This is a genomic window from Pseudomonas sp. BF-R-24 (genome assembly GCF_019947335.1).
Lineage (GTDB): Bacteria > Pseudomonadota > Gammaproteobacteria > Pseudomonadales > Pseudomonadaceae > Aquipseudomonas > Aquipseudomonas jessenii.
Window position 1 is genome coordinate 19,102 of sequence record NZ_JAGYGG010000051.1, and the last position, 11,924, is coordinate 31,025.

Below are 11,924 nucleotides of genomic sequence, written 5' to 3' on the forward strand. Positions count from 1 at the left end.
GATCGCTCGTAAGACAGATGAAATGTTTTGTTGTAGTTGTTTGGTAGCCAATCTGTGCCATTTGCTCGGCAATTTCAACAGGTCCAACCGTGACTGATCAGTTCTCGTCTGCGTAGCCTGATTTATTCTCGTCGGGCGGTTCACGAATCCTCAACGGATGTGGTTAGAATGCCCCTCGTCACGATTACCCGGGGTTCGGCAGCGTCGCTTCGAAACTGCGAGAAACTGACCACTAAAACAAGAACGAAGACGGGCAGGAAGACGATGGACGAGCGCCAGTAAACACGGACTCGAACCGTATCCTCCCCGTCATAGCGTGAGGCTGCCGGGATGGCGGTGTCACCGTGGGATGCCATGAATTTTATTCTTTACTCCGACGTCAACGACAGCTCCATCAGCCAGAGTCTCGGCCGTCCCGAGTACAGTTACTACTTCGTGCTCAAGGCGTATCGACCGCTCTTTGAAAGCCTCGGGCCGGTACATGTGGTGTCATCGGCCGCCGAGGTCGACCCGCTGTATCGGCAGTTGCAGCAGGCCGGCCAGGACTGCCTGTTCATTTCGTTCGCGCCACCGCACAAGACCCCCACCGACTTGCAATGCCCGATGGTGTGCGTGGTGGCCTGGGAGTTCGACAGCATTCCCGCCGAGCACTGGGACAACGATCCGCGTCAAGACTGGAGCCAGACACTGGCGCGCCTGGGGCGAGTGATCACCTTGTCCACCCACACCGCCGAAGCCATCCGCCGGACCCTGGGCGACGACTTCCCGGTGCTGGTGCTGCCGACGCCTTTGTGGGAACGCTTCGCCGACATTCGCCAGCAATATCCCGGTACGCCGGTGAACGCGGGTGCCACGTTGCAGATCAAGGGTTGCATCCTGGACAGCCGCTCGATGGGGTTGTCCGCCGATGGTTTGATCGCGCCGATCATCGAGCAAGCACCAGAGGAAATCGTCGAGCCGGAACCAGAGCCGGAACCAGAACCTGAATCAGCGCCACCGCCACCGTTGACTCTGCGGCGGCGCCTTTTCATCACCAAACATTACCTGCGCGAAGCCTGTCGAGCCCTGTCGGCAGACAGCGAGCACTCGTCGCTGTTCCTGCTTAAACACTACCTGCTGTTGTGGTATCGCGAAGCTGTTCGCGATCTGGTGCCGGATGCCGTTCGGCCGTGGCTGGCCAGGTTTCGCACGCCTCAACCGTTGCCGATCGAACCTGCGGTCAGCGAAGCTCCCGCGCCGGATGAACCCGTCATCAGCGCGACTTGCGCGCAGGACGAGCATCCACAAGCGGCTTTCCCCGACACCAGTCAAACGGTGGAAATCGAGGTCGATGGCGTCATCTACGTGAGCGTGTTCAACCCCGATGACGGGCGCAAGAACTGGCATCACCTGATCACGGCGTTCTGCTGGGCGCTGCGTGATGTGCAAGACGCCACGCTCGTGTTGAAGATGACCCAGAACGACCTGTCGACCTATTACGTCGAGCTCATGACCTTGCTGTCCCAGCTCTCGCCCTTCGCCTGTCGCGTGGTGGTCATGCACGGTTATCTGCAGGACGAGCAGTTCGCCCGGCTTTATGGCGCGGCGAGCTACTACGTCAACGCTTCACGCTGCGAAGGCTTGTGCCTGCCGCTGATGGAGTTCATGTCCTGCGCCCGGCCTGTCATCGCCCCGAACCACACGGCGATGCGCGACTACATCGACGAGCGCGTGGCTTTCGTCGTCAAGTCCAGCCAGGAGCCGACGATCTGGCCGGAAGACGCGCGCATCCTGTACCGCACATTGCGCCACCGTCCGGACTGGGGGTCGTTGAAAACGGCTTATGAGAACAGCTACGCGATGGCAAAAAATCAGCCGGACGCCTGGCAGGCCATGGCGGACGCGGCCAGCGAACGCATGCACCAGTACTGCAGCTTCGCGCCGGTGCAGCAGCGGCTGGCGCTGTTCTTCAAACAGGAACCTACCCGTGACGTCGTGCCGGTGGTTGCCGAAACGGGGGCTGCATCGTGCTGATCATCATTCATTCGGAAACCAACAAGAGCAACATCCAGCAGAATCTTGGGCGGCCCGAGTACAGCTATTACTTCGTCCTCAAGGAATTCCGCCCGGTGCTCGAACGGCTGGGGCAGGTGATCGAGGTCAGCAACCCGGACGAGCTGGTTGATCGGTTGTATTTCGATTGCCTGAGCCGGGGCGAAGACTGCGTGTTCCTGTCCTTCTCCCCGCCGCATCGCACGCCAGTCCACTACGCGTGCCCGACGATTCCGGTGTTCGCCTGGGAGTTCAGCACCATTCCCACCGAGAGCTGGCAGGGCGAACCACGGCATGACTGGCGGACGGTGTTGGGCTCCTGCGGGACGGCGATCACCCACTCCAGTTTTACCGTGAATGCCGTACGCGATGTGATGGGCCCCGATTACCCGATCAGCGCTATCGCAGCACCTGTCTGGGACCGTTTTGCCGCCCGTGGCGAGCTTCTGGACAAGCGTCCGGTCGTGGGCCCCACACGTCTGAACCTGCGCGGGCTGTTGATCGACAGTCGTACCACGGACTTGCGCCCCTACGGCCCTGAACGTTTGCGCGAAGGCACGCCGATCGCCTTCGACCAACCGCCGCGCGATTGTGAGCTGGTGCTCGAGGGCGTGGTCTACACCTCGGTATTCAATCCCTACGACGGACGCAAGAACTGGAAGGACATGATCAGTGCATTTTGCACTGCCTTTCGCGACACGCCCGACGCGACCCTGGTGCTCAAGCTCACGCACCATGACATCGCCAACGCTTTGAACGACATGCTGCACCACGTCTACAAGAATCAGTCCTACCAGTGCCGCATCGTGCTGATCCACGGCTTTCTGTCCGACATCGACTACGAGCGCCTGGTCGAGGCCACCAGTTACGTCGTCAACTGCTCCTACGGCGAAGGGCAATGCCTGCCGTTGATGGAGTTCATGTCCTGCGGCAAGCCGGCCATTGCGCCGCTGAACACCGCCATGGCCGACTACATCGACCGTGACAACGCGTTCATCGTCGAAGGCACCGACGAACTGACATCCTGGCCCCACGATCCTCGCGCAGCGTATCGTACCCTGCGTTACGTCACGGATTGGGACTCACTGTGTACGGCATTTTCCGCCAGCCATGACGTCGCCAGGCAGGACGTCGAGCGCTATCAGCGAATGTCGGCCCATGCCGTGCGCAGCCTGCAGGGGTTCTGCAGCCAGGCCGTTGCCGAACTGCGCCTGAAGGCGGTGTTCGAGCAGTTGCTGCAACGGCGTGAAGCAAACTGCGCACAAGCGTCGGGCACATGATTCGGCGCCTGCTTGCGAAGTTGCGGCCCGCACCGGTAGCGGTCGCCCCAGCAGAAATGCGGGTCTCGCCCAGGGACATCGGTTTGTACGATGCCCTGCTCGACGGCTGGTTTCTCGGCGACAGCGGTGAATTGCTCAAGGGGTTTGCCATCACCGCCGACGACACCTTGCTGGATGTTGGCTGCGGTGAAGGCGTGGCGACTTTGTTCGCGGTCCGCCAGGGCGCTTCGGTGATTTTCACCGACAGTGAACACGACAAGGTCCGCGAGCTTGCCCGACAAGTGGCGGCGCAATCAGACAAGCCGAGCCTGGGGCTGGTCAGCAACAGTTTGCCGCTGCCATTGGCCGAGGGCTGCGCCAGCAAAGTCGTGTGCATGGAAGTACTGGAACACATCGATCAGCCAGAGCCCTTCATGGCCGAACTGGTGCGCATGGGTCGCCCCGGCGCGCTGTACCTGCTGAGCGTACCGTCCCCGGTGGGCGAACATTTGCAGAAGGGCATCGCTCCGGCCAGCTATTTCCAATCGCCCAATCACGTACAGATTTTCAGCCCCGAGCGATTCGCCGCGCTGGTGGAAGACGCGGGCCTGGTCATCGAGCATCGCCAGGCGTCCGGTTTTTTCTGGGTCATGGGCATGATTTTTTTCTGGGCCAGCGAGCGGGCTGCCGGGCGTGAATTGGGTGGCGCGGTTCGCGACCGGATTCAGGCGCCGTATCCGCCGCTGATGGAGAGCTGGGCGAAAACCTGGCAGGACTTGCTGGCCCAGCCCGACGGGTTGGCGATCAAGCAGATGCTGGATCAGTTCATGCCCAAGAGCCAGGTGATCATTGCTCGCAAACCTCATGTCCAGGAGGGCGCATGAGCAACGAAAAACGGATCATGGACATCGAGTTGCTGCGCGGCATTGCGGTGCTCGGCGTGCTGTTTCATCACCTGCAGGACAGCCTGTTCGCGGCGGCCGTGCCGTTGTTGCAAGCCATCACGCTGTACGGTCAGCCGTGGTGGGGCGTGGATCTGTTTTTCGCGATCTCGGGCTTCGTCATTGCCCGCAGCCTGATCCCGGCCTTGCGCCGTTGCACAACGCGTCAGGAATATTGGCAACAGACGCGTAATTTCTGGTTGAGACGGGCCTTTCGATTGCTCCCTTCAGCCTGGTTATGGCTGGCGCTGATGTTGCTGGCGTGCCTTTTTCTCAACCGCTCCGGCGCGTTCGGCACCCAGCACGCGAACATTCAGGCGACCCTGGCCGGCATCGCCCAATACGCCAATTTCCGCTTTGCCGACAGTTTTTATCACTACGAGTACGGCACCAGTTTCGTGTACTGGAGCCTGTCGCTGGAAGAGCAGTTCTACCTGCTGTTTCCGCTGATGATCGTGCTGTTTCGCAAGCACCTGGTGTGGGCGTTGCTGGCGCTGGTTGCGGTGCAATTGTTCACCTTGCGCACGCCGATCCTGATGGTAGTGCGCACCGATGCGCTGGCCCTTGGCGTGCTGTTGGCGATGTGGAGTACGCAACCGTCGTACCTGCGCTGGGAGCCAAAATTCTTGCGTCGTCCATGGGCGGGCGTTGCCGCATTGATCGCGCTGTCGTTGCTGCTCAGCTTCCTGGCAACGGATCGTTTCACCTTCACCTCTTACCGGATCGGCGTGATTGCGGTGCTGTGCGCGCTGCTGGTCTGGATCGCTTCTTACAACCGCGATTACCTGTTGCCGCGCGGCGTGTTCAAAAACCTGATGACGTGGGTCGGCAGCCGTTCCTACGGGATTTACTTGATCCATATCCCGGCCTACTTGCTGGTTCGTGAATTCATTTTCCGTTTGCAGGCTGCCGGGCTGCCCAGTCCGGCTGGCCATCCGATCTTGATGTTGCTGATGGCTGGCGGCCTGATCGTGCTGCTGAGCGAACTCAACTATCGCGTCATCGAAATGCCCATGCGCAACCGCGGCGCCTCGCTGGTCAAGCGCCTGGGCACTTCCCGAACAGCCGTCACATCCTCTGGAGCCACCTCATGCTGAGCCTTTTGAAGAAACTCACGGCGGGCACGCCCGCGCCTGTGCAGCCAGAGACACCGCCCGCAGCGCCAGTGGCGGAGAAAGTCGACCCTTACATGCTCGGCCTGCACGATGCGATGCTCAGCGGCTGGTTCAATCAGCAGACCGGCGAACTGTTCAGCGGATTCCCGGTGACCCCCGAGGACACGCTGCTGGATGTTGGCTGCGGCGACGGCGGCAACGTACATTTCTGCGGGATGCGCGGGGCGAAGATCATCATCGCCGATATCGACGCGGCCAAGGTCGAAGCGACCCGCCAGCGCCTGAGCGATACACCGGCCCGCGACGTCGAATGCCATGTCACCGACTGCAACCCGCTGCCGATTGCCGATGCGACCGCCACGCGGGTGGTGTCGACCGAGGTCATCGAACACGTGGACGATCCGGCGCAGTTCCTCGCTGAACTGGTGCGCGTCGGTAAACCGGGCGCGTTGTATCTGCTGAGCGTCCCGCATCCCAGCTCCGAAGACCTGCAAAAAGATATCGCGGCGGCCGAGTATTTCCAGAAGCCCAACCACATCCGCATCATCAGCGAAGAGCAGTTCAAGGCCATGGTCACCGATGCCGGCCTGGAAGTGATCAGCCACAGCCAGTACGGGTTCTATTGGTCGATGTGGATGCTGTTGTTCTGGGAAGCCAAGGTCGATTTCAGCAACCCGGACCATCCGTTGCTCAACCACTGGGCGGATACCTGGCAGGCGATCCTGGCTTCGCCACGGGGCGCACAGATCAAGCAGGCGCTGGATGCCGTGGTGGCGAAAAGTCAGGTAATCATTGCGCGTAAACCCTGATCAGCAATGCTCGCCCGGGCGAGGCCGCGAACTCAAGCCTGATTGCCCGGGTACACCTGCATAACCCTTGCCCATTATTGGCTGGAGCGAACGGCCCCTCCATCGATCAACAGGTTCTGCCCGGTCAGGTAGCCCGCATGGTTGCTGCAAACGAAGGCACACAGCGCACCGAACTCTTCGGGTGAGCCGAAGCGTTTGGCAGGAATTTCGCTACGGCATTGGCCAAGGAATTCCTCGCTGTCCTGCCCCGTCTCCTGGGCAGCAGCGACCAGGTTGTCACGCAGTCGATCGGTGTCGAATGAGCCTGGTTGCAGGTTGTTGATCGTCACATTGCGACTGGCGATGTTTTCTTGCCGGGCAAGCCCTGCGATAAAACCCGTCAGACCACTGCGCGCGCCGTTGGACAGGCCCAGGCTTTCGATAGGGGACTTCACGGCACTCGATGTGATGTTGATGATTCGACCAAATCCACGTGCCGCCATACCGTCTACCGTTGCCTTGATCAACTCGATAGGCGTCAGCATGTTGGCATCCAGCGCCTTGAGCCAGGCGTCGCGATTCCATTCGCGAAAATCCCCGGGGGGAGGGCCTCCAGCGTTATTGATCAAGATATCGAAATGCTCATGGGCCATGAGCGCTGCCGCCCGACCCTCGGCCGTCGAGATGTCTCCGGCTACGGCGATGACCGTCACTTCAGGATTTAGCGCTCTGAGCTCACGGGCTGTTTCATTGAGCGTGTGCTCGCCGCGTGCGGTGATCACCACGTTCACGCCTTCATGGACGAGTGCCTGTGCGCAGGCTTTGCCCAGACCTTTGCTGGCGGCGCATACCAGCGCCCAGCGTCCTGCTATTCCCAGATTCATGTGCGTTTTCCTGAAATAAGAATGCTCAAAGAAAGTGGTTGCCTATTCATGCATGATCCACCGTTGCAGACCGGCTTGGCGATCGAGCACTGATGCCCATGAAGCGCCGCACTCGTTCTCCTTCGGCATCGCATCGTATGGTTTCAGGTGCGGCATCCAGTTGGATATTACCGTTCTCCATGAATACGACCCGGTCGGATATCGACATGGCAAAGTCCATTTCGTGGGTCACGATCAGCATGGTCATGCCCTCTTTGGCCAGGTCGCGGATCACGTTCAGCACGTCGTTGACCAGTTCCGGGTCGAGGGCCGAGGTCGGCTCGTCGAATAGCATGATCTGCGGTTCCATCGCCAGGGCTCGAGCGATCGCCACGCGCTGTTGCTGCCCACCGGAGAGCTGGTGCGGGTACTTGTGGGCATGGGCCAGCAGGCCGACCTTGTCCAGTAGCGCATAGGCACGATGTTCACTCAGCTCGCCCGGCTGGCCATGGTAACGGGGCGCCAGGGTGACGTTGTCGAGAATGGTGCGGTGCGGGAACAGATTGAAGTTCTGGAACACCATGCCGATGTGCCGCACGCCTTTGCGCAGGCGGGTGCTGTTGGGTTTGTCCGACGCTTCGATGAATTTTTCGCCGAACAACAGAATGTCGCCGGTATCGATGGTTTCCAGGCCGTTGACGGTGCGGATCAGCGACGTCTTGCCGGAGCCGGATGGCCCGATGATCGAGACCACCTGGCCGTATTCGACATTCAGGTCGATACCCATCAGCACCTGGTGGGTGCCATAGCTTTTCTGGATGTTCTTCAGTTGCAGGATGGGCGTCGCATTGTTGCCTGCCGCTTTGCGCGCAGTGTCGGGCAACGCTTCGGCGCTGGCCCTGAAGTTGGCTACGGCGGCCGCGTCGAGTGTGTGAGGCTTGCGGAAGTTCAGGTCCAGGTAGCGCTCCAGGCGCTGCAGGAAAAAACCGAACACGGTGACGATCAACACGTAATAGACGCCTACTGCCGCCAGGGTTTCCATGACCAGAAAGTTTGTGGCATAGAGGCGTTGGCCGACCGTGAGGATTTCGGTCAGGGAGATGACCGAGACCAGCGATGTCAGCTTGACCACCGTGATGTATTCATTGATCAGCGTGGGCAGCGAAATACGGAATGCCTGGGGGATCACGATCAAGCGTTGCATGCCGAACAGGCCGACACCCAGCGCGCGTCCGGCTTCCTTCTGGCCTTTGGCCACGGAGATCAGGCCACCACGATGGATTTCCGCCATGTACGCCGCTTCAGTGACCACCAGGGCCAGCAGGCCCGAGTAGAAGGGGTTGGACAGAATCGGTCCGCTACCGGGAAACAGTTGCGGCAGGTTGTAGACGAAGACCACCAGCACCAGCAACGGAATGCTGCGGAAGAACCAAATGTAGACCGCTGCGGGAATGCGCAGCAAGGGCGTGTGGGACAGCTTGGCCGTGGCCAGGACAAAACCCAGCAGCATGCCGATGAACCAGGCCAGGGCGCTGAGCTGGACCACCGTTACGCAGGCCTTCCAGAAGTCCGGCAGGGAGAACAGGGACAGGAAATATGACCAATCGAATTGCATGGGGCACCTCGATCTGCCGCCCCGGTGCAGGGGAGGCAGATGACCAGACTACAAGGACAGGTTCTTAGTTGGCAGTCGGTTCTTCCAAGCCATATTTCTGGAGAATTGCGGCGTATTCACCGCTCTTTTTGCTCTCCTCGAAGGCCTTTTGCACGGCCTGGAAGGTTTCGTCGTTACCTTTTTTGACGAAGATGCCCAGGGTTTGCTGATAAATCGGATGCTCGGTGGTGATCACTACCCGGCCGTTGGTCTTTTCCGCGATCATTTTTGCCGCGCCGGCGATTTCAACCTGAGCCTGAATGTTCCTGGACAACAAGGCCTGGGTCACTTCGGGGGCCGAAGGGTACTCGCTGACGGTGATGGCGCCTTTGTTGTTCGGCACGCAGTAGTCATCGGAGAGCTTCTTGAATTCCTTGACCCAGGTGGTGCCCTGTTCCAGGCCCAGTTTCAGGCCGCACAGATCTTCAGGCTTCTTCGCATTGATCTCGCTGCCCTTGGGCACCATGACCGCGGCACCGGTGTTGGCGTAGGCGATGGTCTGGGCCTGAGTCTGGCGCTCTGGCGTGATGTACATGCCGGAAATGACTGCGTCGTACTTGCCGGAGTTCAAGCCCAGGATCAGGCTCGGGAACTTGGTGTCGACGAACTCCACCTTGGCGTTCATGTGCTTGGCCAGTGCCGTTGCCAGTTCGGGGTCCGAACCCACCACGTTTTTGTCCTTGTCATAGGACTCAAAGGGAGGGTAGGTGATCTCCATGCCGACCTTGAACGTGTCTGCCGCGGCCATGCTCACCGAGGCACCGAACATACCGGCTGCCAATACAGCCAGGCTCAAAAGGTTTTTCTTATTGTTTTTCATGATGTACTGACTCCGGCGTAGGTAGGGGGTTAGCTGAAAACTTCAATCAGGACGGTTGAGCCTGATTTTTCAAATGTCCGAAACTGGCGGGCTTGCGTGCCTTGCCTGGCAGTTGAACTTCCCCGTTGGCCACCCTCTGGCGCAGATACTGATAGGTCTGCAGCGCCTGGCCATACATGTGTTCGCCGATGGTGATTTCTTCGTAGTCGTTGCCTGCCTGTGCGAACCCGGGCAGTGGTTTGATCTGGGTGTGATAGTCGCAGGCATAAAACAGCGGAAAGGAATAACGCTCCTCCTTCACGCTGCGCACCCGGTGCGCGGTGGCAACGAATGCGCCTGCGGTCATCACTTCCAGCATGTCGCCGATGTTGACCACAAAGGCATCGGCAATCGGTGGTGCATCGATCCATTGGCCAAGGTTGTTCATCACCTCAAGACCTGGTTTGTCGGCCAAAAGGATGGTGAAACACTCGTAATCAGTATGGGCTCCAAGACCCGGTGCGTCATGGGCGGCACCGTCGAAGGGGTAGTGGATGAGGCGCAGCTTGGACGGCGGACGGGTGACCAGGCTGTCGAAGTAGTTTTCTTCCAGGCCCAGGGTCAGGGCGAAGCCACCGAACAGGCGCCGGCCCAAGGCGAAGATGGCTTCATAGTAGGCCTGCACCGACGCCTTGAAACCTTGCAGCTGCGGCCAGTCATTGGGCCCCAGCAATGGCGTGTTGGTCAGCACCAGCGGGTCATCGGCCGGGACTTCGAAGCCGACGTCAAAGGCTTCCTTGTGGTCCGGCTTGCCCTTGGAATAGACCTCTTCGCCTTCGGGCACAAATCCCTTGTGGGTTTGCGAGGTGCCGATGTAGTGCTGCATCTTGGTGTCGAAGGGCTGGTCGAAAAAGTCCTTGGCAGCCTGGCGCAGGTTGGCGATCAGTTGCGGGTCGATACCGTGATGGGTGATGTAGAGGAACCCGACCTCGCTGGCGGCGCGCCCCAATTGTTCGGCCACGGCCAGGCGGTGTTCCAGTTCAACGCTGAACAGACCGGCGATATTGACCACCGGGATGCTGTTGAAGTTGGCTTTGTGTGTGTCAGTGCTGGCGCTGTTGTTTTTATTGTCAGGCATGACGCATCGGCTCCCTAAGGATGGCTTGAGTGGCTGAAACGGTCGAAGTGTTCGCGCTCGGTCTGGCCCATCCACACGTTCAACGACCATAGGTCGGCGACCGGGACATTGGTGAAGGGCAAATGATGCAGGTAGCCGTCGGCACCGAATTCCGGGGTCAGGGTGCTGACCTGGTAACCGCGGGTTTGCTGCGAGCGCCAGATGCTTTCCCAGTGCTGCTGGTGGAAGGCCAGTTCCCTTGCATATTCGGGAGCCGCCGGGTGCGGAACCTGCGGGCCCTGGTCGTAACCGACCCGGGCCTGGATATGGTGAACCCGCTCGATGAAAGCGCTCAGGTCATCGGCCGGGTCATTCAACAGGCGCTCGCAGGTCACGACCCAGTGGCTGATGTCACTGGTGAACAACAGATCGGGCAGTTGCCGGATCAACTCCAGGGTCACCCAGGGGTTGAACAGCGAACGCGAACGGTGGGTTTCGAAACTGCAGACCTGGCCGTGCTTGCGCGCCAGATCCAGCGCCTGGCCGAAAAACTCCACTTGCTGTGGCAAGGACCAGCGGTCATTGCCCGCCAGCACGTTGACGAAGCGTGGGCCGAGTTCAGCGGCCCAGGCGAGTTTCTGGTCGAGGTCATTGAGGTGAATGGCGGGGGACGCCGACTGGTCCGGCAGCACGTCATACGCGGTGAAGACTGTGCTGATATAGCCCAGGCGATTGGCCTGGAGAAAGGCGCCAAATTCGGTCCGTTCACGGGCGTCCAGTGGCAGGCGTGCTTCCATGCCATCAAAGCCCGCTTGCAGCAACTCCTCGAGCGCTTGAGCCTTGCTGGCGGTGTAACCCCACAGCGTGCGAAAAATTTCCAGCTTCATCGGTGATCCTCAAAAATCCCAAGGCCTACTGCAAAAGCATTTCGACGGCGCCAGGCTGCCAAGAGGCTGGTTCGCTGTGGAGCCGATGTTAGGCACAGGCCGCGCACTGAAAGAATCTGAAAGTTCAAATGAATACTTCAGACTTTCGTTAACAAATAGCTTGCTACTTATAGCGCTGGCCAGGAGGGATTTTATGGGCGAGAACGTGTCTGCGTTGGCTATTAGCGAGAGATGCCATTGTTACGACATCATTTTGAGGAGTCCCAAGCGACCCCGGGCCGATGAGGGTTCGCTTTTGATTGTGGATTCAACCGGTCGATGCAACACAACTAAATTCTGTGTAAGCAGAAGGAGTGTTGCAGATGAAGCAGAGACCTCGGATCTATTACACCGAAAGCCAGAAAAAACTGATGTGGGATCACTGGCAGAAAGGCGACTCTCTCCAGCACATAGCCCAACTATTTGATCGA

Annotated in this window: 10 protein-coding genes; 5 read left to right on the plus strand and 5 right to left on the minus strand. The window is 59.6% G+C overall.

The features are described from left to right. Positions 1–354: 354 nt before the first annotated feature. From KGA98_RS26100 to KGA98_RS26120, 5 genes are read left to right on the plus strand one after another with little or no spacing between them, the layout of a single operon-like run. On the plus strand, positions 355–2,013 hold the full coding sequence (locus tag KGA98_RS26100; protein ID WP_223504454.1) for a glycosyltransferase: 1,659 nt from the start codon (positions 355–357) through the stop codon (positions 2,011–2,013). Further along, positions 2,007–3,311, plus strand: coding sequence for a glycosyltransferase (locus KGA98_RS26105; protein WP_223504456.1), 1,305 nt, complete (start codon positions 2,007–2,009; stop codon positions 3,309–3,311). The genes KGA98_RS26100 and KGA98_RS26105 overlap by 7 nt, the downstream gene beginning before the upstream one ends. Beyond that, the gene (locus KGA98_RS26110; RefSeq protein WP_223504458.1) at positions 3,308–4,174 is read left to right on the plus strand and encodes a class I SAM-dependent methyltransferase; all 867 of its coding nucleotides are present in this window, start codon (positions 3,308–3,310) and stop codon (positions 4,172–4,174) included. The genes KGA98_RS26105 and KGA98_RS26110 overlap by 4 nt, the downstream gene beginning before the upstream one ends. Continuing rightward, positions 4,171–5,328, plus strand: a complete 1,158-nt coding sequence (locus KGA98_RS26115) for an acyltransferase family protein (RefSeq protein ID WP_223504460.1) — start codon at positions 4,171–4,173, stop codon at positions 5,326–5,328. Before KGA98_RS26110 ends, KGA98_RS26115 begins: the two co-directional genes overlap by 4 nt. Continuing rightward, positions 5,322–6,155: a class I SAM-dependent methyltransferase gene (locus tag KGA98_RS26120; protein WP_223504462.1), complete on the plus strand. Its 834-nt coding sequence runs from the start codon at positions 5,322–5,324 to the stop codon at positions 6,153–6,155. The genes KGA98_RS26115 and KGA98_RS26120 overlap by 7 nt, the downstream gene beginning before the upstream one ends. A 74-nt stretch (positions 6,156–6,229) precedes the next feature. On the opposite strand, the gene KGA98_RS26125 is transcribed toward KGA98_RS26120, so the two are convergent. The 5 genes from KGA98_RS26125 to KGA98_RS26145 form a co-directional block, all read right to left on the minus strand. Continuing rightward, a complete protein-coding gene (locus tag KGA98_RS26125; protein WP_223504465.1) occupies positions 6,230–7,018 on the minus strand; it encodes an SDR family oxidoreductase in 789 nt (262 codons plus the stop codon). Positions 7,019–7,064: 46 nt separating this feature from the next. Then, the gene (locus tag KGA98_RS26130; protein WP_223504467.1) at positions 7,065–8,612 is read right to left on the minus strand and encodes an amino acid ABC transporter permease/ATP-binding protein; all 1,548 of its coding nucleotides are present in this window, start codon (positions 8,610–8,612) and stop codon (positions 7,065–7,067) included. A 64-nt stretch (positions 8,613–8,676) separates the two neighbouring features. Beyond that, positions 8,677–9,471, minus strand: a complete 795-nt coding sequence (locus KGA98_RS26135; RefSeq protein ID WP_057713911.1) for an ABC transporter substrate-binding protein — start codon at positions 9,469–9,471, stop codon at positions 8,677–8,679. A 46-nt stretch (positions 9,472–9,517) separates the two neighbouring features. After that, positions 9,518–10,588 carry an isopenicillin N synthase family dioxygenase gene (locus tag KGA98_RS26140; RefSeq protein ID WP_154947765.1) on the minus strand — a complete coding sequence of 357 codons (1,071 nt, stop codon included), beginning with the start codon at positions 10,586–10,588 and terminating at the stop codon, positions 9,518–9,520. Between the two features lie 14 nt (positions 10,589–10,602). Continuing rightward, positions 10,603–11,454, minus strand: a complete 852-nt coding sequence (locus KGA98_RS26145; RefSeq protein ID WP_223504468.1) for a sugar phosphate isomerase/epimerase family protein — start codon at positions 11,452–11,454, stop codon at positions 10,603–10,605. Between the last annotated feature and the right edge of the window lie 470 nt (positions 11,455–11,924).